The organism is Solirubrobacter pauli (assembly GCF_003633755.1).
In the GTDB taxonomy this organism is placed as follows: Bacteria; Actinomycetota; Thermoleophilia; order Solirubrobacterales; family Solirubrobacteraceae; genus Solirubrobacter; species Solirubrobacter pauli.
In genome coordinates, this window is sequence record NZ_RBIL01000001.1 from 1 (window position 1) to 23,523 (window position 23,523).

At 71.4% G+C, this 23,523-nt stretch carries 25 protein-coding genes and 1 pseudogene; 12 read left to right on the forward strand and 14 right to left on the reverse strand.

What is annotated here, in order from left to right:
* Window positions 1-1,086 precede the first annotated feature (1,086 nt).
* A complete protein-coding gene (locus C8N24_RS00010; RefSeq protein ID WP_121246565.1) occupies window positions 1,087-2,049 on the reverse strand; it encodes a hypothetical protein in 963 nt (320 codons plus the stop codon).
* Window positions 2,050-2,582: 533 nt separating this feature from the next.
* On the opposite strand from C8N24_RS00010, the gene C8N24_RS33505 reads away from it, so the two are divergent.
* The 3 genes from C8N24_RS33505 (at window position 2,583) to C8N24_RS00025 (ending at window position 4,327) form a co-directional block, all read left to right on the forward strand.
* Window positions 2,583-2,744, forward strand: a complete 162-nt coding sequence (locus tag C8N24_RS33505; protein ID WP_170178735.1) for a hypothetical protein — start codon at window positions 2,583-2,585, stop codon at window positions 2,742-2,744.
* A 65-nt stretch (window positions 2,745-2,809) separates the two neighbouring features.
* Window positions 2,810-3,202, forward strand: a complete 393-nt coding sequence (locus C8N24_RS00020) for an EF-Tu C-terminal domain-related protein (RefSeq protein ID WP_147447515.1) — start codon at window positions 2,810-2,812, stop codon at window positions 3,200-3,202.
* 792 nt (window positions 3,203-3,994) lie between these two features.
* Window positions 3,995-4,327 carry a hypothetical protein gene (locus C8N24_RS00025; protein ID WP_121246571.1) on the forward strand — a complete coding sequence of 111 codons (333 nt, stop codon included), beginning with the start codon at window positions 3,995-3,997 and terminating at the stop codon, window positions 4,325-4,327.
* A gap of 447 nt (window positions 4,328-4,774) precedes the next feature.
* Here the strand turns inward: C8N24_RS00025 and C8N24_RS00030 are convergent, their stop codons facing one another.
* Entirely contained in the window at window positions 4,775-5,788 is a 1,014-nt protein-coding gene (locus tag C8N24_RS00030; protein ID WP_121246573.1) for a Dyp-type peroxidase, read from the reverse strand.
* 53 nt (window positions 5,789-5,841) lie between these two features.
* On the opposite strand from C8N24_RS00030, the gene C8N24_RS00035 reads away from it, so the two are divergent.
* The gene (locus C8N24_RS00035; RefSeq protein ID WP_121246575.1) at window positions 5,842-6,702 is read left to right on the forward strand and encodes an alpha/beta fold hydrolase; all 861 of its coding nucleotides are present in this window, start codon (window positions 5,842-5,844) and stop codon (window positions 6,700-6,702) included.
* A 15-nt stretch (window positions 6,703-6,717) separates the two neighbouring features.
* Window positions 6,718-7,950, forward strand: coding sequence for an MFS transporter (locus C8N24_RS00040; protein WP_121246578.1), 1,233 nt, complete (start codon window positions 6,718-6,720; stop codon window positions 7,948-7,950).
* Here C8N24_RS00040 and C8N24_RS00045 read toward each other — a convergent pair.
* On the reverse strand, window positions 7,895-8,704 hold the full coding sequence (locus tag C8N24_RS00045) for a family 1 encapsulin nanocompartment shell protein (protein WP_121246580.1): 810 nt from the start codon (window positions 8,702-8,704) through the stop codon (window positions 7,895-7,897). The genes C8N24_RS00040 and C8N24_RS00045 overlap by 56 nt on opposite strands.
* 77 nt (window positions 8,705-8,781) lie before the next feature.
* Window positions 8,782-9,084, reverse strand: a pseudogene (locus C8N24_RS00050) (ferritin family protein); the annotation flags it as partial.
* 130 nt (window positions 9,085-9,214) lie between these two features.
* Here C8N24_RS00050 and C8N24_RS00055 point away from each other — a divergent pair.
* Entirely contained in the window at window positions 9,215-9,970 is a 756-nt protein-coding gene (locus tag C8N24_RS00055) for a helix-turn-helix domain-containing protein (protein WP_121246582.1), read from the forward strand.
* On the opposite strand, the gene C8N24_RS00060 is transcribed toward C8N24_RS00055, so the two are convergent.
* A complete protein-coding gene (locus tag C8N24_RS00060; protein WP_211339783.1) occupies window positions 9,967-11,034 on the reverse strand; it encodes a diaminopropionate ammonia-lyase in 1,068 nt (355 codons plus the stop codon). The genes C8N24_RS00055 and C8N24_RS00060 overlap by 4 nt on opposite strands.
* The gene (locus C8N24_RS00065) at window positions 11,034-12,173 is read right to left on the reverse strand and encodes a M20/M25/M40 family metallo-hydrolase (RefSeq protein WP_121246586.1); all 1,140 of its coding nucleotides are present in this window, start codon (window positions 12,171-12,173) and stop codon (window positions 11,034-11,036) included. The genes C8N24_RS00060 and C8N24_RS00065 overlap by 1 nt, the downstream gene beginning before the upstream one ends.
* A gap of 131 nt (window positions 12,174-12,304) precedes the next feature.
* Between C8N24_RS00065 and C8N24_RS00070 the strand changes: the two genes are divergently transcribed.
* Window positions 12,305-13,060, forward strand: coding sequence for a DUF4184 family protein (locus tag C8N24_RS00070; RefSeq protein WP_121246588.1), 756 nt, complete (start codon window positions 12,305-12,307; stop codon window positions 13,058-13,060).
* Between the two features lie 9 nt (window positions 13,061-13,069).
* On the opposite strand, the gene C8N24_RS00075 is transcribed toward C8N24_RS00070, so the two are convergent.
* The gene (locus tag C8N24_RS00075; protein WP_121246590.1) at window positions 13,070-13,432 is read right to left on the reverse strand and encodes a cupin domain-containing protein; all 363 of its coding nucleotides are present in this window, start codon (window positions 13,430-13,432) and stop codon (window positions 13,070-13,072) included.
* A gap of 38 nt (window positions 13,433-13,470) precedes the next feature.
* On the opposite strand from C8N24_RS00075, the gene C8N24_RS00080 reads away from it, so the two are divergent.
* A complete protein-coding gene (locus C8N24_RS00080) occupies window positions 13,471-13,845 on the forward strand; it encodes a nuclear transport factor 2 family protein (RefSeq protein WP_121246592.1) in 375 nt (124 codons plus the stop codon).
* Between the two features lie 195 nt (window positions 13,846-14,040).
* On the opposite strand, the gene C8N24_RS00085 is transcribed toward C8N24_RS00080, so the two are convergent.
* Genes C8N24_RS00085 through C8N24_RS00095 form a run of 3 tightly spaced genes read right to left on the reverse strand, consistent with a single transcriptional unit; the run spans window position 14,041 to window position 16,038 of the window.
* A complete protein-coding gene (locus C8N24_RS00085) occupies window positions 14,041-15,192 on the reverse strand; it encodes a hypothetical protein (RefSeq protein WP_121246594.1) in 1,152 nt (383 codons plus the stop codon).
* On the reverse strand, window positions 15,189-15,740 hold the full coding sequence (locus C8N24_RS00090) for an RNA polymerase sigma factor (RefSeq protein ID WP_121246596.1): 552 nt from the start codon (window positions 15,738-15,740) through the stop codon (window positions 15,189-15,191). The genes C8N24_RS00085 and C8N24_RS00090 overlap by 4 nt, the downstream gene beginning before the upstream one ends.
* Window positions 15,741-15,780: 40 nt before the next feature.
* Entirely contained in the window at window positions 15,781-16,038 is a 258-nt protein-coding gene (locus C8N24_RS00095; RefSeq protein ID WP_121252829.1) for a 4Fe-4S dicluster domain-containing protein, read from the reverse strand.
* 54 nt (window positions 16,039-16,092) lie between these two features.
* Between C8N24_RS00095 and C8N24_RS00100 the strand changes: the two genes are divergently transcribed.
* Complete coding sequence (locus tag C8N24_RS00100; protein WP_121246598.1) at window positions 16,093-17,892, forward strand: glycoside hydrolase family 15 protein; 1,800 nt, start codon at window positions 16,093-16,095, stop codon at window positions 17,890-17,892.
* Complete coding sequence (locus tag C8N24_RS00105) at window positions 17,892-18,932, forward strand: glucose 1-dehydrogenase (RefSeq protein ID WP_121246601.1); 1,041 nt, start codon at window positions 17,892-17,894, stop codon at window positions 18,930-18,932. Before C8N24_RS00100 ends, C8N24_RS00105 begins: the two co-directional genes overlap by 1 nt.
* A 48-nt stretch (window positions 18,933-18,980) precedes the next feature.
* On the opposite strand, the gene C8N24_RS00110 is transcribed toward C8N24_RS00105, so the two are convergent.
* From C8N24_RS00110 to C8N24_RS00125, 4 genes are read right to left on the reverse strand one after another with little or no spacing between them, the layout of a single operon-like run.
* Window positions 18,981-19,778: an amino acid ABC transporter permease gene (locus C8N24_RS00110; RefSeq protein ID WP_121246603.1), complete on the reverse strand. Its 798-nt coding sequence runs from the start codon at window positions 19,776-19,778 to the stop codon at window positions 18,981-18,983.
* Window positions 19,775-20,428, reverse strand: a complete 654-nt coding sequence (locus C8N24_RS00115) for an amino acid ABC transporter permease (protein ID WP_121246606.1) — start codon at window positions 20,426-20,428, stop codon at window positions 19,775-19,777. Before C8N24_RS00115 ends, C8N24_RS00110 begins: the two co-directional genes overlap by 4 nt.
* 9 nt (window positions 20,429-20,437) lie before the next feature.
* A complete protein-coding gene (locus C8N24_RS00120) occupies window positions 20,438-21,358 on the reverse strand; it encodes a glutamate ABC transporter substrate-binding protein (RefSeq protein WP_121246608.1) in 921 nt (306 codons plus the stop codon).
* A gap of 17 nt (window positions 21,359-21,375) precedes the next feature.
* Window positions 21,376-22,116: an amino acid ABC transporter ATP-binding protein gene (locus C8N24_RS00125; protein ID WP_121246610.1), complete on the reverse strand. Its 741-nt coding sequence runs from the start codon at window positions 22,114-22,116 to the stop codon at window positions 21,376-21,378.
* A gap of 73 nt (window positions 22,117-22,189) precedes the next feature.
* Between C8N24_RS00125 and C8N24_RS00130 the strand changes: the two genes are divergently transcribed.
* On the forward strand, window positions 22,190-22,888 hold the full coding sequence (locus tag C8N24_RS00130; protein ID WP_121246612.1) for a FadR/GntR family transcriptional regulator: 699 nt from the start codon (window positions 22,190-22,192) through the stop codon (window positions 22,886-22,888).
* Window positions 22,885-23,523, forward strand: a complete 639-nt coding sequence (locus C8N24_RS00135; RefSeq protein WP_121246614.1) for a fumarylacetoacetate hydrolase family protein — start codon at window positions 22,885-22,887, stop codon at window positions 23,521-23,523. The genes C8N24_RS00130 and C8N24_RS00135 overlap by 4 nt, the downstream gene beginning before the upstream one ends.

Here is a 23,523-nt window from a genome sequence, read left to right on the forward strand (position 1 = left end):
TGATGATCGAGACCGACATGCTCTGGTTGGCGAGCGTGTAGCGGTCGACCGGCTGGGTGCCGACCGTGCCGAAGCTCGACTTCGTGACCGACAACCCCTGCGCCGCCGCAGGCGCGGCCATCACCCCCATGAGCAGCAGGGCGGCTACACCGCAAAACAATGCACGCACAATTTCTCCTCTCCTCCAACGAACCGCTGCAAGCCTCAGCGCTACACGCGCCCCTGTCAAGTCCAGGATTTGGCGGCGACCCTCGCCCAGGGCTCGCCGCAGAGCGAGCAGGGACCCACGCGAATCGACAGCGCACACGGGCAGGTGCTTACAGCGTCACCACCCGTGGACCGACGGCTGCGACTAGCTCGGATCAGCTACACAACGAGACCCAGACCCCGCTGTCTCCGCGTTCAACGATACGTCGCACCGCTCACCAAAAGGATCCATTTCGACGAACTCGCTACACGCGTCCGGCATGCACGGAACCAGCCTCGCAGGCGGGCAGCGGTCATGACGCATGTCTCGTCCGACGAACGGATCCCTTTCGACGCATACGCCCCAGCCTCGGACGCCGTGTCGTTTCCGCGCGCCCTGACAGCGACCGAGAGATCGATCGCGAGCAACCTCCTCGAAGGCGCAGGAGTGCCGGAGTTCGACGTCCTCGAGCAACAGCTGCGCGATGCCCACGCTGCGAGCAGGTGCGACTGCGTGTGCCCAACGATCAGCATCGAGGTGGACAGAGCGCTGCCTACTCCGGTGTCCTACTCAGGCCAACCGGTGGCGACTGCCGACTACGACGGCGGCAGCGTCATGGTCTGGATCAAAGACGGATGGCTGAGCCACCTCGAGATCTACTGGCGGTCAGACAGGGCGCCTATCGCGGTTGCGATTCGACGTCGCGCAGCAGAGCGGACGCGGCCGACCTTGGTGGCCGCGAAACCGCGACCCGCGGGTCTCTAGCCGGCCACCGGGCACGATCTTGGCGTGCTGCCACACGCCAATCGGGCGAGCGACTCAGTGGCCATGATGCGCTGAAGCCCTGGACGTGCCCTCCGGCTGCTCAGTCGGACTTGATCCAGGACGCCGTGATCGCCTTAGGGGAGTGGCGCCGTGCGCTCTAGGCCGTCTTTGACCCAGACGAGCTCGTTCCCACGCCGGACGAGCGAGTCCAGGCTCAGGCCGGGGCCTTGATCGAGTACGTCGTTCTCGGCGCGGATCTGCAACTGGTCGCCGTCTGCGCGCATGGCGCAGACGGCTCGGCCGCTGGGCGCGAGCACGAACCTCTGCACATAGCCACTCACGGTCTCGCATACGTTTCGTGCAGCGCGGGTGCTGAGATCGACGATCCGGAGAAGCGCGCCCGCGCTCGTGCCGCTTCGATCGGCGCTGTACCGGGCAGCGACGAACTGTCCCTCGATGGCGAGGGCGTCCACGCCATCGCCGCCGCTGCTGGTGTCGCCGCTGTCGTACGGCGCGCCAAGCGGGACGGCGGCGCCGTCACCCAGCCTGGCTCGCAGCTTCCGATCGGCCTCGATACGCACCTCGCCCGCACGGACGAGGACGCCCGCCGGCGTCAAACGGCCGAGCCGCACGCGGATCATGCCGGCTGCACGCCACGCGACCACCGACCCTCCCACGCCGACGTACCCCGGGTCGATGCCAACGGCGTGTTCAAGGAGCCGCCCACCGCTCTGGGCCACCATGCGAGCGCCGCCGGTGCCGGCCTGCTGCCAGGTAGCCACCCCGTTGCGCGCAAGCCGGACGGCGGAGAAGTCCACGCCCGGCACGCGCTCGATCTCGCGGCCACGACGCACGTCGTAGACGGTCAGCAGCTGCTGCGTCCCACGAGTCCGTGTGATCGCGACGAACTGACTCGAAATCCGGACGCCGCGGAGTTGATCTGCCCCGCCAAGCTTGATCGTTCGTCGCCCGTGACGCGCGCAGGCGTACGCCGTTCCCGCGCGCGTGTAGAGCCGCGTCTGCGCCCCCGAATGGAGGGTCGTCGCCGACGACGGCCCGCACACGACGGACGCTAGGACCAACGCTTCGGCCAACACACCGGGGAGGGTAGTCCGGCCCCGATCAACGTCACGCGCGACGGGCTATCCGCCGGACCCGCCGCGGCCCGAGGAGATCATCGTGGTCATGCGTCAGAGCACAGCGACCAGACCGCGAGCGCGCTTGATCTGAACGAGCTCCACCTAGACCGGCGCCGTGGGTCGCTGCTGGTGCGACGCGGCAAGGGCGGCCGGCGTCGGGAAGTCGGCATGGACGACTGGGGCTTCGAGCCATTGGAACCGTGGCTGCGGGCGCGCGAGCGGATGCCGGTCGGCCCGCTGTTCTGCGTGATCAACGGTCGTTCGTGGGGTCGCCCCTGGCGTGCGTCAGCGGCGCAGATCATCGAGACCGTCCACGCACGACGACCACCCGTGGTCCCGGCGAGCGTAGGCCTACTGCTGCCACTCGCGCGCTGACATCTCGAGCTGTCAGCAGGAGCGCGTATCGACCAACGACTCCGCCGAAGCCCTACGTTGTGCGGATGCCGCCCGGTCGTCCGCTGCGCCCCACGTATCTCATGGTCCTGGTTGCCGTGCTGTGGCTGCTTGTCGACCGGGTGCTGCAGAGCCCGTGGTTCGTGACGTTGCTCGTGTCCGCGATTGCCCTTCAGGGCGCGCTGTGGCTGCACGCTCGTTGGGAGCGCCGGCGGACGGCGCGCGCACACGATGCATCGCAGCCGTACTCCTGGGACTGAATGAGATCTCGAGGTACTTGTCACAGTGGCGGTTCTCGACGGGTGCGGCCAGGTAAGTCGCGCTCGTGCACGAAGCCGCGCCCGATCTTCCGTCAGGCAACCATTTCCGGCTCGTGGCCGCCCTCACTCTTCGGACCAAAGCCGAAGGTGGTCGGCAAAGGCCAGTGGCCTCCGGCTACCAGCCCGACTGCTGGTTCGGTGGCGAGGCCGAGCCGGGCCCGCGCCACTTGACGGGGTGCCTCGTCTTCATACGACCTGGTGAGGACGTGTTCGAGTACGACAACACGTTGTGGGTCCCGCCGGGCGGGCAGTGCATCGCGGACGTGCTTATCCGGTACCCGTTATACGTGCGGCAGCTTGTGCGCGTCGGCGGCGTGTTCGACGTCCACGAAGGCCATCGCGTGGTCGCGGCAGGGAAGATCCTGTCGATCAGCGACCCTGGACCGGGACATCGCTAGTTCCTGCTGAGCCCGCGCGTCGCCGCCACCAGATCTGCGTGGTCAGTTGCGTGAGCGCTGCGCCGAACAAGCCGAACGGCATGATCGCCCGGTCCCACCCTGCACCGAGCGCGTACGCCACCAGGGCGACCAGCGCCCACGATCCGAAGTAGGTCCCGAGAGTGAGCGACAGCGGCGGCCGCGACGGTGTTCCAAGACGGGACGGGTGGCCGGGCTGTCCCACGAGGTAGTCGTCAGGATTCTTCGATGGCGCCCACATCGCCGAGCGGGTACCCGGAGACCGTTGGCCTCACGCGACTGCTGCAGGCGGAGCCACCCTGTCGCCGGACACACGGCGCTGACGGTCCGCCGCCGCCGCGCACGCGTGCGGTGAGCGGCGGTCTCTGGCGGTCCGTCGATGCCCAATTTCGTCGTCGAAGCGCAGCCGGAGCTTCGCGTTTCGACGATGGCGCATGACGACGGGGCGCTGCGAGCCCGCGCGCCCGCCACCTCATTGGGCGGCTCACGTCACGTCTCGCCCGAGCCTCTGCTTGCGCTGCGGGCCTCACGGCATACGCTTTCAACATCCCTGGCCGGTAGCCGGTAAGGGTCGACTCCCGCGAGGGCTACTACGGGATCGGCCAGGTCGGGAACTACGCTCGACCTTTAGACGAAGCCAGGCTCTCGCGCTCGCGCCGACGCGCAGATGCTGCCCCTCGAAGCCCGACGGGAAGTAGCGCTTGTCGACGATCCCGTCCTGTTGCCGGGCGACCTGCAGCGAAAAGCGACGGCGCGTGCGGAACACTCACGGGCGTGCAGAGCATGCTCGAGATCAGGTCGCCCTCGAACGGGACCGGCTGGGCCGATCACTGGACGTTCAGCGGAGCAGACGACCGCCTCCTCCGCGCCTGCCTGGAGGAGCTTGCGGAGTACGTGACGGAGCCACCGGTCACGAAGGCCGATCGCTGGCGTGCCGCGATGCTGTTCACGGATGACGAGAACGCGCTGCGGCTGGGACTGGGCGCTGCTCCGAGCAGCGACATCCGAGCTTGGACGTCGGATGGGGCGCTGCAGCTCGCCGAGATCCTGCCTGAACGGCTTTCATCCGTGCGCGACGCGATCATTCAGCGGTTCGCTCAGACGTAACCGACGCGCCGCACGTGAGACACCGGTCTGCGGCCGATGGACGGCGTCAAGAGATAGCGCTTGTCGACGACTGATGCCTTCGCGGCCGGCGGACGGCGCACGGCGACCTCGCCATCGGTCTGACCGCTACCGCGGGGGCTCTGGCGATTGCGGGGAATAGCCCGGGCCGTACCTGCGTCGCCGCGACGTTGTGGAGATGTCAGGGAAGACCGCCCGAGGGCGCGGCCCCAGAGGAGCGCCGCGGCGATCAAGCGGGAGGGCTGACTTGATCTCTGGGAAGCCAAGCCGCAACACAACGCCAAACCGGCTCCTGGGCGGCACGCGGCGGTACCTCCCGGCACACTTAAGAGCCCCGCGGACGACACACATCGAGACGCGATGCCAGGGGCGAGTGCAGGGAGGTGCCGACGCGGGCCGCCTGCCAACGGCGACCGCCCAGCACGACGCCTAGTCGCGAAGCGAGCCGATGCCCAGCGAGGAATCGGCGGGCGGCTGCGCAGCGGCCGCCGGCGGCTCGGCCAGCGCCTCGAGCATGGCGACGGTGGGCACGAAGAACGTGGACCCCGTGAGCGCGGTCGAGAAGTCCAGCAGCCGGTCGTAGGCGCCCTCGGGCACGCCGACGAACATGCGCTCGAGCATCTGCTCGATCACCCACAGGCGGCCGGCGTAGCCGATGAAGTAGGTGCCGAACTCCCCCGCGCCGGGGCGGCCGAACGGCATGTTGTCGCGCAGGATCGCGAGCTCGCCGCCGGTTTCGTCCTCGATCGTCGCGAGGGACTTGTGGGAGAGCTGGGGCGCGCCGTCGTCGTCGAGCTCGATGTTGTCGAGCTTCGTGCGGCCCATGATCGCCTCTTGGCGCTCGGTGGACAGGGCGGCCCAGCCGGCCATATCGTGGACGTACTTCTGGACGACGACGTAGCTGCCGCCCGCGAAGTCGCCGTCCGCGATCAGGGCTGCTTCCGGGAGCTCGGCCCCGACCGGGTTCGCGGTGCCGTCGACGAAGCCGAGCAGGTCGCGCGCATCGAAGTAGCGGAAGCCGACCGTCTCGTCGATGACGCGCGCCGCGTCGCCGATCTGGTCGAGCAGCTGGCGCTCGAGCTCGAAAGTCATGTCCTCGCGCTCCGCGCGGAGGTGGAAGAGCAGGTCGCCCGGCGTGGACGGCGCGCTGTGGACCGGGCCGCGGATCGGCGTGAAGGGGTGCAGCTCCGCGGGCCGTGCGCCCGGCGAGAGGCGGTCCCACAACTCGGCGCCGATGCCGACCACGCACGACAGCCGGCCGCCCAGGTCGCGGAAGCCGACGTTCTTGACGAGGTCGCCGACCGCGCCGAGGACCTCGCGGATCTGCGCGAGCGCGGCTTCGCCTTCGCGCACCTCCAGCACGAGGAAGACGGCCGCGCGCGAGAGCGGGGCGTCGACGCTCTGCGCCTCGATCGGGACACGTTCCCACGCTCGCTGGTCCATGCCGCGATCGTATTGGGCCGATGAGTTTCGGGGCGGCCGGGCGTCCTGGCGGTATGAAGACAACGCACGTCCTCCAGCACGCGCAGGCCGAGATCACGTACGACGTCCATGGTCCACTCCCCGCCGAGGACGGACGGCCACCGCTGCTGATGATCGGGCAGCCGATGGACGCGAGCGGGTTCCGCGCGCTGGCGGCGCGGTTCGCCGACCGCACCGTGATCACCTACGACCCGCGCGGGATGGGCCGCAGCACGCGCCACGACGGGCGCGTGGACGCGTCCCCGGAGGTGCAGGCCGAGGACGTGCACGCGGTGATCGAGGCCGTCGGCGGGCCGGTCGACCTGTTCGCGAGCAGCGGCGGCGCGGTCACGGCGCTGGCGCTCGTCGCGGCGTACCCGGACGACGTCGTCACGCTCGTCGCGCACGAGCCTCCGCTGATCGACATGCTGGCCGACAAGGAGGCCGCGCGGCAGGCCACCGACGCCGTCGAGCAGACCTATCAGGCCAAGGGCTGGGGCCACGGCATGGCGGCGTTCATCACGCTGACCTCCTGGCAGGGCGAGTACACCGAGGCGTACTTCGCCCAGCCCGCGCCGGACCCGGCGATGTTCGGCATGCCGACCGAGGACGACGGCACGCGCGACGACCCGCTGCTCACCGACCGCGGCGCCGCGATCCGGGACTACCACCCCGACCGGGACGCGCTGGCGGCCGCGCAGACGCGGATCGTGATCGCCGTCGGCGAGGAGTCGCGCGCGACCTTCACCGGCCGCACGGCCGACGGCACCGCCGCCTTCCTCGGGCTGCGCGCCACGGTGTTCCCCAGCCACCACGGCGGCTTCCTCGACGGGGAGTTCGGGTGGGCCGGCCAGCCCGACGCGTTCGCGGCCAAGCTGCGCGAGGTGCTCGGATGAGCTAGCGTCATACGTATGAAGGCGGGCGTTGGCCGCTACAAGGCGCTCCTGGCGATCCGCGGTGCTCGCGCGCCGCTGGTGTTCTCGACCGCCGGCTCGATGCCGATCGGCATGTACACGCTCGCGATCCTGCTGCTCGCGCGCGACGCGGGCGGGTCGTTCGGGGAGGCCGGGCGTGTGGTCGGCGCGTTCAGCCTGGCGAACGCGTTCGGCGCGGTCGCGCAAGGCCGGTTGATGGACCGGTTCGGCCAGACGCGCGTGCTCCGGCTCGCCGCCGTCGGCCACCTGCCGGCGTTGATCGCGCTGGTGCTGGCCGCACGCTCGGAGGAGTCGGCGTGGGTGCTCGCGGGGATCGCCGTGTGCGGCGGACTGACGCTGCCGCAGCTCCCGGCCGCGATGCGCTCGCTGTGGAACCACCTCGTGCCGGACGCCGGACTGCGCGCCACCGCGTACGCGCTCGTGGCGGTCGTCTTCGAGGTGGCGGTCGTGACGGCGCCGGCGCTCGTGGCCGGGATCGTCGCCCTCGCCTCGCCGGCGGTCGCCGTGGTGCTGGCCGGCGCGCTTGGCTCCGGCTCGGCGCTCGCGTTCACCGCGACCCGGGCGTCGCGCGGCTGGCGCGGTGCGCCGCACGACATCGGCTGGCTCGGGCCGCTCGTCGCGCCCGGGATGCGCACGGTGATCGGCGTGCTGGCGCTGTTCGGGGTGGGCGTCGGGATCGTGCAGGTCGCGGTGCCCGCGTTCGCCGACGAGCAGGGCTCGGCCGCCACCGGGGGTGTCCTGCTCGCGGCGCTGTCGGCCGGCAGCCTCGCCGGCGGGCTCGTCTACGGGCTGCGGACGTGGCCGGGCACGTCCGCGCACCGGCTGACCGCGCTGCTGCTCATGCTCGGCGCCGCCTTCGCGCTGCTCTCGATCGCGAGCAGCTACGTGCTGCTCGCGCTGCTGCTCGTCCTGTGCGGGCTGCTGGTCGCGCCGACCGCGGTGGTCGGCTCGACCCTGCTGGACACCGTCGCGCCGGCCGGTACCGTCACCGAGGCCTTCGCGGCCATGGTCATGGGGATCGTCGCCGGCAACGCGGTCGGCAACGCGCTCGGCGGCAGCGTCGTCGAGTCGGTGTCCTACGAGGCGGCCGCGCTCGCCGCGGGCGCGGTCGCCGTGACGGGCGCGCTGCTCGCCCTCGCCCGCGGGCGCACGCTCAGCTCGGCGGCACCAGCGAGCACGCCGCCTCCGGCGTCGTCACCCGGAAGCTGAAGCTCTCCTCGAGGTAGAGGTAGACCGACTGCGCGTCGTGATGGCTGTAGCCGATCGACAGGTCCTGCCCGGACTCGAACAGGAAGTCGCCGCCGCGCAGGGAGACGACGACCGCGCTGTCGACGCCGGGCGCCCAGACGATCGGGCCGCCCTGGAGGATCTTGCGCAGATGGTCGAACAGCAGGTAGCCGCCGTGCTCCGTGCTCTGGACGACGCCCGTGTACTGCTCGGGCGCGAGGGCGAGCGCGTACGGGCCCTTGATGCCGTTGCGAAGGAGCGTCTCGACCGCCTCGGCGACGTGCCGCGTGTAGGCGTTGAAGTCGCCGGACAGGGCGATCGCGTCGTGCGTGCAGGACTCCGCGATGCCCTTGAAGCCCGCCGCCGCCCAGCCGTGGAACACGGCGCGGTTCTCCGCCCGGGCCATCCGCCGGGCGGCCTGCTCGAGCGGCTCGAGGTCGATGTCCTCGGCCCCGCGCTCGAGGTCGGCGAGCTCCGCACGCGAGAGCGCGAAGTCCACGCGCATCTCGACCAGCGGGAGCACGCGCCGGCGTGCGCTCGTGAGCCCGTCGGCGCCGTCCGGCAGCGGCTCGATCCGGCCGAGGTTGGTGGCGCTGTAGTCCCAGCCCAGCGGGCCGGAGAAGTCGACGACCTTGCGGGCCGCCAGGCCCGGCTCCAGGCGCGTCCGCGCCTCCTCGTCGAGCTCCGCCCACCCCTCGTCGGTGATCGGCGCACGCTCGCGCAGCAGATGGTTCACAGCCCGGCCCCCTTCAAGCTCCCGATGCCCAACGACCCCGGCTGGCCTCCGCCACCCGATCCACCCAGGCCGGCGCCCTCCTCGGCCTCCTCGCCCGCCTCCACGATGTCACCCTCCTGGAAGAGGACGCCGCGCGCGATCTCGCGCCACACCGGCGTGCGCCGGAGCAGGAACTCCAGGTCCATCGCGAAGTGCTTGAACTCCTCCGTCTGCGCGTTGCGCATGACCGCGAGCGCCTCCGGGTCCTGCTCGACCGCCAGCCGCTGCTCATACCAGCCGATCGCCTCGGCCTCCTCGGTCAGCGAAGCGCACAGGCGGGCAAACGTTCGGGTCCGCGCCGGCAGCTCCTCGGGCGGCTCGTGGTACTGGTCGAAGCCCATGCTCGGCACAGTACGGCACGAGGGGTCGGGCCGCGGCGCCGGTGGACAACCGCCGCGAGCGGGACTATTTTTCACGCCCGAGGTGACCGGGGTGACGGAGCCATCTCGATTCGGCGGAGCGCGGCGCGGAGTGCGGCTGCTCGAGCATGATCCCGAGCTGGGGCAGTTGCTGGACGCGCAGCGGCGGGAGCAGGCGACGCACGAGCTGATCGCGCACGTCACCGCGGTCGAGGTCGGCGAGTGGGACGGCGCGCGGCTCGCGGACGTCGATCCGCGCAACCTCGGGCTGATCGTGCTGGAAGGCGTGCTAGCGCGCGAGGTCGTGCTCGAGGAGTTCGTCAGCACCGAGCTGCTCGGCGCCGGGGACATCATCCGCCCGTGGCCGCTGGACCCCGAGCCGTCGCTGCTCCCCGTGCAGACGCGCTGGAACGCGCTGTCGCCGGCGCGTCTGGCGCTGCTTGACCAACGCGCGGCCGCCGTCATCGCGCGCTACCCGGAGATCAACGCCGTGATCGTCGACCGGCTGATCGCCCGCTCCCGGCGGCTGGCGATCGAGCAGGCGATCTCGCAGATGAAGCGCGTAGACGATCGGATGTTGGCGCTGTTCTGGCATCTCGCCGAGCGCTTCGGCCGCGTCGTGCCCGACGGCGTGCAGGTGCCGCTGGTGCTGTCGCACCGGCTGGTCGGCGAGCTCGTCGGCGCGACCCGGCCGTCGGTCTCCACGGCGCTCGCCGAGCTGACCGCGCGGGGCGAGCTCACACGGCGCGACGACGGCACCTGGCTGCTCCTCGGGCACCCTCCCGCGGTACCGGACGTGCCGGGGCCGGAGCTGATCCGCCAGCGCCGGCGGCTGACGCCGGCCCGCGCGCAGGGAGCGTCCGGCTAGCGGCGGTTCGCGGCGACGCCCTCGGTGCTCACGAGGACGACGTCGTCGGTGGGCTTCAGGGGCAGCGGCGCGGCCTGCAGGCCGGCGAGGGACGCGGCGCCGCACGGGCCGGCGTGCAGGCCGGCGGCGGCGAGCGTCGACAGCGCCGCGCGGGTCTCCTCGTCGGTCACTCCGACGGCCGCGTCGAGGCCCGCGCGCACGGCCGGCCAGGCGAGCGTCGACACCGTGCCGCAGTTCAGGCCGGCCATGATCGTCGGTGTGCTGGTGTCGACCGAGATCGGGGCGCCGGTCGCCAGCGACGCCGTCACACACGCCGCCGTCGACGGCTCGACCGCCAGCACGGCCGGCCGCTGCGTGCGGCCCGGCGCGCGGTAGTGCTCGAGCGCGGCTTGCAGGAGCGAGCCGACGCCGGTCGGGACGACGACGAGGTCGGGGCTGCGCGGGTGCTGCGCGTCGATCTCGGCGAACAGCGTCGTGTAGCCGCTGACGATCCAGCCCGGGACGTCCTCGTAGCCCGCCCACGCCGTGTCTTGGATCAGCAGCTCGCCGGTCCCCACGCTGTCGGTGGCGAGGCGCACGGCCTCGTCGTACACGACGTCCGTGTCCACCACCTCGGCGCCCTCGTCGCGGATCGCCTGCAGCGTCGAGTCCGGGAGGCCGCCCGCGACGTAGATGCGGCTGGCGAGCTGCAGCCGGCTCGCGATGTACGCGAGTGCGCGGCCGTGGTTGCCGTCGGTGGCGGTGACCAGCGTCAGGCGCGCGGCCGCGGCCCGGTCCGCCAGCTCGGCGAACGTGGCGGACACGGGCACGCCGAGGTGCGCCGTGATCGCCCGGTTGGCGGCCCAGGACGCCCCGAGCACCTTGAAGGCGGGCAGGCCGAAGCGGTCGGACTCGTCCTTGACGCGGACACGCGCGACGCCAAGCCGTTGCGCGAGCTCGCCCGGCAGCTCGACGAGCGGCGTCGGCGCGTAGCCGGGGAGGCTGCGGTGGAACGCGAGCGCGGCGGCGTCGCGGGGCGGCGCCGTCCACTCGGAGGCGCGCGGGTTCGTGGCGGTCGGTCGCATCAGGCGCAGAAGGTCGTCGCGATCCGGGTGAGCGTACGCGTCACGGCCTCCAGCGAGGCGACGCTGACCCATTCCTCGAGCGCGTGCTCGCCCTCGCCGGTCGGGCCGAACAGCAGCGCCGGGATGCCGGCGGCGGCGATGAACGCGGCGTCCGTCCAGTACGGCGCGCCGGTCAGCGCGGGCGTCGCGCCGAGCTCGTGCGCGGCGGCGTCGCGGGTCAAGCCGACCAGCTCGTGCTCCGGGTCGATCGCGAACGGCTCGCGGCTGAGGCCGAGCGCGAACGACGCGCGCAGACCCGGCTGAGCGGCCGTGGCGCGTTCGAGCACCGCCTCGAGCTCGCGCGCGAGGGTCGCCTCGCCCTCCCCCGGCAGCGTGCGCCGCTCGACGGTGATCGCGCAGCGCCCGGGGTACGAGGACGCCTCGATGCCGCCGGAGATCGTGCCGGCGTGCACGGAGCCGCGACCGAGGACCGGATGCGGCTCGCGCCCGATCAGCTCCGCGTCCAGCGCGCCGAGCGCGGTGAGCACGGCGCCCGCGTGCACGATCGCGTCGACGCCGAGCTCGGGCCGCGAGCCGTGGGCCGCGAAGCCCTCGACGAGCACGTCGGCCCAGACGAAGCCCTTGTGGGCGACGATGATCGCCTCGCGGGTGGGCTCCGTGATGATCGCCGCGTCCGCGCGCACGTGCGTGAGCGCCTCCTGCACGCCGAGCGAGGCGTGCTCCTCGTCCGCCACGCACGCGACGACGACGTCGCCGGCGAGCCCGGCTGCAGCCGCGTCCCGCGCGGCGACGAGCGCCGCCGCCAGCCCCGCCTTCATGTCGCAGGTGCCGCGCCCGTAGAGGCGATCGCCGTCGCGCCTCGGGGTGTGCGGGGCGGTCATGCCGTCGACGCCGACCGTGTCGGTGTGGCCGCACAGCAGCAGCGTGCGTCCTCCCCCGCTCCCGCGCGCGGTGATGATCACCGACGGCCGGCCCGGCGTCGCCTCCAGCACCTGCGCGTCCAGCCCGTTCTCGGCCGCCCAGCGGACGAGGAACCCGGCGATCTCGGCTTCCCCGGCACCGCCGGGGACCAGCGCGGGGTTCACGGAGTCGATGGCCACGAGCGCGGCGGTGAGGTCAGCGGCGGTCACGCGCACCATGGTGCGGACCGGGGATGATCAGATCAAGCGACATTCCCTGATCTGCCGATGAGCCCGGCTGATGCAGTCGGCCACGGCTGGCGACGAGCGCGTCGCGGGACGGCTGACCGCCGCTACGCTCGCCGCGGCGCATGCCGTTCACGTTCAGCCACCCGGCGGCGGCCCTCCCGCTGCTGCCGCTCCGCCTCGTGCCGTCCGCGCTCGTCATCGGCAGCATGACCCCGGACTTCCCGTACTACCTCCCGGGACGCCCGCTCTCGTCGGCGGACACGCACGCCGCGGACGGGATCGTCGGGCTCGACCTCGTGCTGGGCGTGCTGGCGTTCGCCCTCTGGCACGTGCTGCTCGCGCCGACGCTGGTCGCGCTCGCGCCCGCGCCGCTGCGCGACCGGCTCGCCCCCGACCTGCCGCTGCCGGCGCGCCGGCACGTGCGCAGCATCGGAGCCGTCGCGGTCGTGCTCGTCTCGCTGATGGCCGGCGCGGCGACGCACGTGGTGTGGGACTCGTTCACGCACCCCGGCCGCTGGGGCACCGACCGCATCGGCTGGCTGACCGAGACCCACGGCCCGTTCGCGGGCCACACATGGGCGCAGTACACGAGCAGCGCGGTCGGGCTGCTGCTGCTCGCGCTCGTCGTCGGCCGGTGGTGGCTGCGCACGCCGCCGCAGCCGGGCCGCCAGCGCGTGCCCGCGCTGCACCGGCGAGCGGTGACAAGAGCCGCGGCGGTCGTGGCGGCCGCGGGCGTCCTCGGCGCCGTCGCCGGGCTCGCCACCGCTGACGGTGGCCTGTTCGCGCTCGGCTTCCGGGCGCTCACCTGGGGCTGTGGCGCAGCGGCCGCGGGCCTGCTGGCGCTCGCGGTCCTTCACTCGGCACGCAGCTCGGCGTAGCCCCACCTCCTACGACGGCGGGGTGCCGCCGTCCCGGCTCCAGGCCGGCTTCCCGCCCGCCGCGTTCGACGTGATCTGCGTGCCGACGATCAGGAAGCGCGCCTCGCCGTCGGTCCGCGGGCGGTGCTCGACCCCGCGCGGGACGATGTACAGCTCGCCCTCCCGCACGTGCACGTCGCCGGAGCGCAGCTCCACCACCAGCTCACCGTGGGTGACGACGAAGACCTCGTCCTGGTCGTCGTGCGCGTGCCACTCGGTCGACCCGATCCCCTTGGCGACGCGGTACACGCTGCCGTTGGCCTCCCCGATGACATGTTGCGACCAGTATTCGCCGAGTGCCTCGGCCGTGGCGTCCAACGCGATTGCCGTCATGCACCGAACGCTAGTCGCATCGGCCGTACGCTCTCGGCATGGATCTCCACCCCGCCATGGCCGGACACCTCCACGCCGTCACGCAGGACGCCCACGCATTGCGCGACGTGTGGGCGACCGACGGCGTCCTGGAGTTCCCGTACGCCACGGCGGACATGACGGCGCGGATCGAGGGCGTCGACGCGCTGGTCGCGTACTTCGACGGCGCTCGCCGCTGGGGCGACTGGACGTTCACGCTGGTGGACGAGGTCCAGGACGAGGCGCGACGGCTGATCGTCGCGGAGATCCACGCCGAAGCCGTGTGGGTCGAGACCGGGCGCCCGTACGTCCAGGACTACGTCATCTGGATGCGGCTCGACGAAGCCGGCCGCATCCGCTCCTGGCGCGAGTACTGGGACAAGGCGCGCGTCTAGCGTCGTGCGCGGCCGGGGAAGCACGATCGGCTTCCCCGGCCGGCGACGTCACTCCGCGGCTCGAGGCGTGCCGTGCGGCGCCGCTGGTCAGACGGCGAGGGAGCAGAGGGCGCGCGGAGGCTCGTACGGCGGGCCGTACACCCCTTAGATGTCGCGGGACGCCCGATCTGTGACGCGGGGCGTCCGCTTGCGGACCTAGCGCTGACGTATGCGGATCGTCTTCAGATCCGGCTGCACCGTGACGCTGATCCCGTTCTTGCCGTCGGAAGGCGTCAGGCCCACGTACGCTCCGCGGCTCTGGAATCGCGTGTCGGGCACGCAACCGACGCCGCGTTCGACGTCCGGCTGGTCCGTCAGCGGGTCAGGGACGCTCAGGCACCACTCGGCGCCCTTGCGCGTCAGGAGGACATGGCCCTGCAGGCCGCGGACCTTCCAGGCGCGCACGACCTCGTGGCGGTCGTCGAGCAGGCTGAGCGCCTTCTTCAAGCTCGAATCGCCGGGCGCGACGGGTGTGGCGCGCAGGTCGCTCGGCGCGAGCTCGGGCATCGAACGGCCGGCTCCGCCGGGCGCCGTCGGCGGCGTGGTCGTCGGGCGGTACTCGCTGCCCTGGGCGTTGAGCCATCTTGGCGGCTGGATGCCGACGAGGGACGGATCGACGGCGGCGGCGTCGTAGTAGTTGTTGCGTGGCGTGAGCGTGATCGTCCGTCCACCGCGCACCCGCAGACGCACGCGCGCGGCGAAGTCGGGCGCCAGGCCGGCCGGCGGCCGCGTCCACCGGACCCGCCCGCTGAGCACCTCCGCGAGCGTGCCGCAGGTGAGGCCGTAGCCGACCGACTGGGCCCCGCGCAGCAGGCACAGGGGATCGAGCACGTCCTTGGACCGGTCACGACCGAAGGGGCCGCGCTCCAGCGGGACGAGGGCGACGATCTCACCGCGCGCCCGGGACAGGACGCGGATCCCGTTCGCGCGGATCCCGTCGTGCCGCTGGACCAGGTCTTCGAGCAGCGCGAGGACGTCGGACCGCTCGTCCCGCGTCTGCGGCCGGCGCAGCACCGCGAAGGCCGCGAGCTGATCGGCGGGCACGGGCGTCTGCGACAGGCGCAGGCCGGTCGGCGTCCCCGACGGTGTCGCCGTGGTCGTGCCCACGGACCGCTCATCGGCGGGGATCGTCCCCGGACCGTCACCGCGCACGACGACCAGCAGCACGACCACCGCCGCCGCCAGCCCGGCGGCCAGCGCCAACCACGGTCCGCGACGGCGATGCGGCGCGAAGCGCGGGAAGCGCCGTGCTCCGGCACGCCGGGTCGCGGCGCGCAGCTCGTCCTCGAGGCTGTCCCAGGCGTTCATCGGCGTTCTCCCAGCTGGGCGCGCAGCGTTCTCAACCCGCGTGAGACGCGCTGGCGGATGACCTGCGGCGAGCTCTCCAACTCACGCGCGATGTCGGTGTACTCGCGCTCGTCGAGCACCCGCGCCCGGATCGCCGCGCGCTGGTCCTGCGGCAAGGACTCGAGCAGCCGCTCGAGCGACGCCTGCCCGGCGACCGCCTGCGCCTCGATCGCGAGCAGGTCCTCGTCGTCGACCGCGATCGGCTCCATCGCCAGCCGCGTCCGGGCGCGCGCTTCCACGCGCCCGCGGCGGAAGCTCTCCAGCAGCTTGTTGCGCGCGATGCCGAGCAACCACGCGGCCGCCGCGCCCTCGGCCGGCCGGTAGCGGCGCAGCGCGACCAGCGCGGCCGCGAACGTCTCGGCGGTCAGGTCGAACGCGTGCTCGGGCTCGGAGACCCGCTGGCGCAGATAGCCGACGACGAGCCCTCGATGCCGCCGGTAGAAGAGCGCGAAGGCGTCGTCGTCGCCCGTGGCGGCCCGTCGCAGCAGCTCGTCGTCGTCGGTGACCATCTACAAGCCATCTTGCGCAACCCCCGCGCCGTGTGACCGACTAGCGGAAATACGCGGCGTTGCGCTCGACGAACGCCTCCCACTCGGGTGGCACGCCGTTGCCCGACGTGATCGCCCCCACCGGGCAGACCTCGTAGCACGCGTGGCAGTCGATGCACTCGTCCGGGTCGATGTAGAGCTGCTCCGCGGCCTCGAACTCCGGCGCGTCCGGACGCGGGTGGATGCAGTCGACCGGGCACACGTCCACGCAGGTCGCGTGCTTGGCGCCGATGCACGGCTCGTTGATGACGTACGGCACGGCCTCGACCATGGCACACGGCGTCTTCTCATCGACGCTGGGTATCCGGTAGTCGTGGCGTCACGGATCGAGGACTACGCGCTGATCGGGGACACGCGGACGGCCGCGCTCGTCGGACGTGACGGATCGATCGACTGGTTGTGCGTCCCGCGGTTCGACTCGGGCGCGTGCTTCGCCGCGTTGCTGGGTGAGCCGCGTCACGGGCGATGGCAGCTCGCACCCCGCGACGACGTCGTGTCGGTACGGCGCCGGTACCGCGACGGGACGCTCGTGCTCGAGACCGAGCTCGAGACCGCGACGGGCGTGGTGCGCGTGATCGACTGCATGCCACTGCCCGATGACACGACCACCGAGGTCGCGCGGCTGGTCGAGGGCGTGCGCGGCGAGGTCGCGATGGCGATGGAGCTGATCGTGCGCTTCGACTACGGCCGCGTCGTGCCCTGGGTACGGCGGCTGGACGGCGGCGTGTCGGCGACGGCGGGGCCGGACGCGCTGCTGCTTCGTTCCCCGGTGCCCACGCGCGGCGCCGATCTGACCACGCGCGCGGACTTCACCGTGCGCGCCGGTGACGCGGTGCCGTTCCTGCTCAGCTGGTACCCGTCCGCCCAACGACCGCCGGGCCCGCTCGACGTCGCCCGGACCATCGCGGAGACCGAGCGCTGGTGGGCGGATTGGTCGCAGCGATGCACTGTCGGCGGCGACTGGCAGGCTCTCGTCAAGCGCTCGCTGGTGACGCTGAAGGCGCTCACGTACGGCCCGACCGGCGGGATCGTCGCTGCGCCGACCACCTCGCTTCCGGAGCAGATCGGCGGCGTGCGCAACTGGGACTACCGCTACTGCTGGCTGCGCGACGCCACGCTGACGCTGCTGGCGCTCATCCACGCCGGCTACCTGAACGAGGCGGCCGCGTGGCGCGACTGGCTGCTGCGCTCGGTCGCCGGCCGGCCCGCCGACACGCAGATCATGTACGGCCCCGCGGGCGAGCGGCGGCTGACCGAGCTCGAGCTGGACTGGCTGCCGGGCTACGAGGGCTCGACCCCCGTACGTGTCGGGAACGCCGCGTCGGAGCAGTTCCAGCTGGACGTCTACGGCGAGGTCATGGACGCGCTGCTGCAGGCGCGGCGGGCGGGCCTCGACCTGGACGCGAACGCGTGGCGGCTGCAGGTCGCCCTCGTCGGCCACGTCGAACGGGCCTGGCGTGACCCGGACGAGGGCATCTGGGAGGTGCGCGGACCGCGCCGGCACTTCGTGCACTCGAAGGTGATGGCCTGGGTCGCTCTCGACCGTGCGATCAAGACCGCCGAGCGCTACGGCCTCGACGGCCCCGTGCAACGCTGGCGGGCGGCGCGCGACGAGATCCACGCCGAGGTGTGCGACCGCGGATTCGATCGCGACCGCGGCACGTTCACGCAGTCCTACGGCTCCCGCGCGCTCGACGCCGCGTTGCTGCTCATGCCGGCGGTCGGCTTCCTCGCCGGGACCGACGAGCGCGTCGTCGGCACGATCGACGCGGTCGAACGCGAGCTGTCGCACGACGGCTTCCTCCTGCGCTACTCCACCGAGGAGGCCGACGACGGCCTGCCGCCCGGCGAAGGCGCGTTCCTGCCGTGCTCGTTCTGGCTCGTCGACGCGCTCGTGCTCAGCGGCCGTCGCGACCGCGCGCTCGCCCTGTTCGAGCGGCTGAGCTCGCTCACCAACGACCTCGGCCTGTTGTCGGAGGAGTACGACCCCGTGGCTCGCCGCCAGGTCGGCAACTTCCCCCAGGCCTTCAGCCACCTCGCGCTGGTCAACAGCGCGCTCCTGCTCAGCCGCGACGAGCGCGCGGCACCCGCCGACGAAAGGGCCAACGTCTGATGCGCGCACTGACCGTCGAACCCGGCACGTCCGGAACCGCCCGCGTCGAGGACGTGCCCGAACCACCCGCCGAGGCCGGAGCCGTGCTGGTCGCCGCGCTGGCCCTCGGCATCTGCGGCACCGACCGCGAGATCGCCGCCGGCGAGTACGGCTGGGCGCCCGAGGGCCGCGACCGCCTGATCCTCGGCCACGAGTCGCTGGGACGCGTCCTGGACGCACCCGACGACGCGCCCGTCGCCCCCGGCGACCTCGTCGCGGGCGTCGTCCGTCGCCCGGACCCGCAGCCGTGCGAGTGCTGCGCGGCGGGCCGGTTCGACCTGTGCCGCAACGGCGAGTACACCGAGCGTGGGATCAAGGCGATCGACGGCTACGGCTCCGAGCGGTGGCGCGTGGAGCCCGAGTACGCCGTGCGCCTGGACCCGTCGCTCGAGCGCGTCGGCGTGCTGATCGAGCCGACGAGCGTCGTGGCGAAGGCGTGGGACGAGCTCGACGCGATCTACGGCCGCCTATGCGCGCGCCCGCGCACAGCCGTCATCACCGGCGCCGGCCCGATCGGCCTGCTCGCGGCGTTGCTGGCCGTGCAGCGCGGACTCGAGACGCACGTGCTGGACGTCGTCAGCGACGGGCTCAAGCCCGAGCTCGTGGACCGTCTCGGCGCCACCTACCACGCGGAGCCGCTGCCCAAGACGGGTCTGCGGCCGGACGTCGTGGTCGAGTGCACCGGCGTCGGGCAGGTCGTCTTCGACGCGATGGCCTGCACGGCGGCGCCCGGCGTCGTCTGCCTCACGGGCGTCTCGCCGAAGGGTCGCTCGCTCGAGGTGGACGCGGGGGCGCTCAACCGGGCGCTCGTGCTGGAGAACGACACGGTCTTCGGGTCGGTCAACGCCGCCCACCGGCACTACCGGCTCGCGGCCGAGGCGCTCCAGCAGGCGGACCACACGTGGCTCGAGCGCCTGCTCACGCGGCGCGTCCCGCTCGAGGACGCCCCGTCCGTCCTCGGCGCGTCCGGCGACGACATCAAGGTCGTGATCGAGTTCTGAGCTCCGGCCGGGGCACACGCCGAGCGGCGCGTGCCCCGGCGCCGGGCGTCAGACGGGATCGGCCGCGACCTGGTCCTCGAGCCCACCGACGCGCTTGAGCTTCGTGCCCGTGATCTTGCGCTCACGGATCTCCAGCCGGCGCGACAGGCGCGAGAGCAGGTAGTTCACCACCACGAACAGGAATCCGATGAAGATGAACACCTGCAGGATCGGCGCGGTGACGTCCTGGAAGAAGCCGGACGAGGTGACGATCCGCCCGCGGCGCATCACCTCGGTGATGGCGATGATGGACACCAGCGTCGTGTCCTTGTTGAGCGTGATCAGCTGCGAGACCGTCGCCGGCACCATCCGGCGCAGGCCCTGCGGCAGGATCACGTAGCGCAGCGCCTGACGGCGCGTCATGCCGAGCGCGGACGCGGCCTCGCCCTGCCCCTTCGGCAGCGAGAGGATGCCCGCCCGCATGATCTCCGCGAGGACCGCGCTGTTGTAGAGGATCAGGCCCAGGAAGGCGCCGAGCACCAGACCGGACTGGAACGCCTCGGGCGCCCAGCCGGGCATCGCGTCCTCCCACGCGTCCTTCCACGACTTGGGCAACGCCAAGGCGAAGTAAAGGATCAGGAAGATCAGCGGCAGGTTGCGGAACAGGTCCACCCACGCGCCCGCGAGCACGCTCACGGGCTTGACGCTGGACAGGCGCAGCAAGGCGAGCGCCAGCCCCACGATCAGCGCGAAGATGATCGAGATGAGCGCGATCTCGAGGTTGATGATGAAGCCCTCGATGATGAACCGGGCGTTGTTGCCGGTCCACAGCCACTCCCAGTTGTCCGGGCTGAAGAGATAGCTCATCGGGCGATCGCGAACCGCTTCTCGAGGACCCGGAACGCCAGCGTCGCGAGCCCGGTCAGGATGATGTAGCCGACGGCCGCCCAGAAGAACGTCTCGTCGGTCTGGAACGTGCGCGCCGACACGACGCGCGCCTGCTTCAACAGGTCAGGCAGCGCGAGCAGCGAGACGCCCACGATCGCCGAGTTCTTGATCATCGCGATGGTCAACGAGCCCAGGGGCGCGATCACCGTCCGGAACGCCTGCGGCAGCACGATCCTCCGCAACGTCTCGGCGTAGCTGAACCCCAGGGACAGCGACGCCTCGACCTGGCCCTTGCCGACCGAGAAGACGCCCGAGCGCAGCGCTTCGGCCACGTAGGCCGCCGTGTACAGCCCCAAGGAGGCGATACCGGCGACCCACGGTCCGATGTCCACACCCGCGCGCCGCAGCCCCGCGAACGAGATGAACAAGAGCACGAGCAGCGGGATGTTCCGGAACACCTCGACGTAGATCCCGCCGAGGCGCTGGAGCCACTTGTTCGGCGCGATCCGGAACGCCGCCACGAAGGTGCCGACGACCATCGCGATCCCGAAGGAACCCGCGATGATGCGCACGGTCACCCAGAAGCCCGAGCTGAACTCGGACCAGTGCTCTGTGAGTACGTCGAACAAGCGACGCTTCTAGTTGTTCTTGACCAGCTCGACGGCTTCGTCGACGCCGATGGTCGGCGGCTCGCCCGGCTCCTTGGTGTACTTGCCGACCCACTCGTCGTAGACCTTCATCCAGGTGCCGTTGTCCTTGATCTCCTGGAAGGTGCTGTTGACGAAGTCGGTCATCTCCTGATCGTCCTTCTTGATGCCGGCGCCGTACGGCTCCTGCGTCAGCTGATCGCCGACGAGCGAGAGCGTCGGGTCCTGGATGATCATGCCCGTGAGGATCACGTCGTCCGTGGAGACCGCGTCGACGGCACCGTTCTGCACGAGCTCGAAGCACTCCGAGTAGGAGTCGACGAGCTTGAGCTTGGCGTCCGGCGCCTGCTTCTTGAGGTTCGCCTCGTAGGTCGAGCCGAGCGCCGTGCAGACGTTCTTGCCTCCGAGGTCGGCCACGCCCGTGATGTCCGAGCCTTCCGGCACGAGCACGCGGCCGCGCGCGATGAAGTACGGATCGGAGAAGTTGATCTGCCCGACCCGCTCCTCGTTGATGGTCATCGTCGAGAGGATCAGGTCCGCCGTGCCGTTCTCGAGGAACGGGATTCGGTTGTCCGAGATCGCCTCGATGAACTTCGGCTTGACGCCGAGCTTGGCCGCGACGGCCTTGCCCATCTCGATGTCGAAGCCCTCGACCTCACCCGACTGCGGGTTCTTGATGCCGAACGGCGGCACGTCGAACTTGACGCCGATCGTGATCTCGCCCTTGGCCTGGATCTTCCCCAGCGACGTGTCCGCCGCGAACTTCTCGGCCGTCGCCGCCGGAGTCGCCTCCGTCGTCGCCTCCCCTCCGGCCGCCCCACTGCCCGAAGTGGGCTCTTCGTCGTCCCCACACCCCGCGAACGCCAACGCGCCCACGGTCAGCGCTACTCCCAGCCAACGCAAACCCTGCATGTCCTCCGCCCTTCCCCCTAGTGGTGGATGATCTTGTCGACGAATTCCCGCGCCCGCTCGCTCTGGGCGTTCGCGAAGAACTCCGCAGGCGGCCCCTCCTCCACGATCAGGCCACCGTCGATGAACACCAGCCGGTCACACACCTCGCGGGCGAAGCCCATCTCGTGCGTGACGACCAGCATCGTCATGCCCTCGCGTGCGAGGTCGCGCATGACGTCGAGCACCTCCCGGATCATCTCCGGGTCCAACGCCGAGGTCGGCTCGTCGAACAGCATCAGCTTCGGGTCCATGGCGAGCGCTCGCGCGATCGCCACCCGTTGCTGCTGCCCGCCCGACAGCTCGGCCGGGAACTGATGCGCCTTCTCGGCGATCCCCACACGCTCGAGCAGCTCCTGCCCGCGCGTGCGCGCCGCGTCCCGCGCGACGCCTTTCACCTTCGTCGGCGCCAGGACGATGTTGTCCAGGACCGACATGTGGGGAAACAGATGGAACTGCTGAAACACGAACCCGATCTCCGCTCGCAACGCCGATAAGCCCTTCCCCGGCTTGACGGGACGTCCGTCGAACGTGATCTCGCCACGGTCCGGTGTCTCCAGACCGTTGACGCAGCGCAACATCGTCGACTTCCCGGACCCCGAAGGCCCGGCGATGACGATGACCTCACCACGCGCGACCGAGAGGTCTACGCCTGCGAGGACGACGTTGTCGCCGAACGCTTTATGGATGCCCTGAAGTTCGACCAGATTCTGGTCACTCATTTACCCCTCACCCTGTTTTCAACCCTATACGGATGGACGGCAGACGTCACCTTCCTGGTAGCCTTGTGGTCCAATGGTCCGGCCAATTGCCTTCGGCACGGTGCAGCGCGATGCGCTCCCCGACCAGATCGCCGCGCGGCTGATCGCGCTCATCACCGAGCGCCAGCTCAAGCCCGGAGATCGGCTGCCGCCGGAGCGCGAGCTGGCGACCACCATGGGCGTGAGCCGGTCGTCGCTGCGCGAGGCGCTGCGCGCGCTCGCGATGCTCGGCGTCGCCGAGATGCGCCAGGGCGACGGCACGTACCTGACGGCACTGGAACCGGAGCAACTACTTCGGCCGGTCGGGCTAGTGCTCAGCCTCAGCGACGCCGGGCTGGCGGAGCTCTTCGAGGCGCGCAAGCTCGTCGAGCCCGGCCTGGCGGCGCTGGCCGCGCAGCGGATCGACATCGCCGCGGCGGAGGAGCTGCTGCGCTGCGCGCAGGCGTCGCCCAAGGAGCTCGAGGACGCCGAGGCGTTCATGTGGAACGACATCGAGCTGCACGGGCTGATCGCCCGCGCCGCCGACAACGCGCTGCTCAGCCGGCTGCTGGACTCGGTGGCGAGCATGGGCATCGCGAGCCGCCGCCGGACCGGGCGGCTGGCGCAGGTACGCGCGCAGAGCGCGCAGGATCACATCGAGATCGCCGCGGCCATCGCCGCGGGTGATGCGGAGGAGGCCAGGGCAGCGATGTTGCGGCACCTGGAGAACGTCGAAAGTGCGGTGACCGGATGATCGAGCGGCCGGGCAAGATCGTGGCGATCGGGCTCAACTACATGGACCACGTGCGCGAGTCGGGGGCTGAGCCGCCGAAGCAGCCGCTCGTGTTCTGCAAGTTCACGACGTCGCTGATCGGCGACGGCGAGGAGATCAAGATCCCTCGCTCCCTCACGGAGCGGGTGGACTGGGAGGTCGAGCTCGCCGCGATCATCGGCAAGACCGCCCGCAACGTGTCGGTCGAGGACGCGCTGTCCTACGTCGGCGGCTACACGGTCGCCAACGACGTGTCCGCGCGTGACCTCCAGTTCGCCGACGTGCAATGGGTGCGGGCGAAGAGCCTGGACACGTTCTGCCCGATCGGGCCGAAGGTCGTCCAGCTCGACGACCCGCAGAACCTCAAGCTGATCACGCGCGTGAACGGCGAGACCGTCCAGGACTCCAACACGAGCGAGATGATCTTCGGCGTCGCCGAGCTGGTGAGCTTCTGCTCGCACTCGTTCACGCTCGAGGAGGGCGACATGATCCTCACCGGCACGCCGTGGGGCTGCGGTGAGTTCATGGACCCCAAGCGCTCGCTCAAGGGCGGGGACGTCGTCGAGTGCGAGATCGAGGGCATCGGCGTCCTGCGCAACCCGGTCGTGGAGATCTAG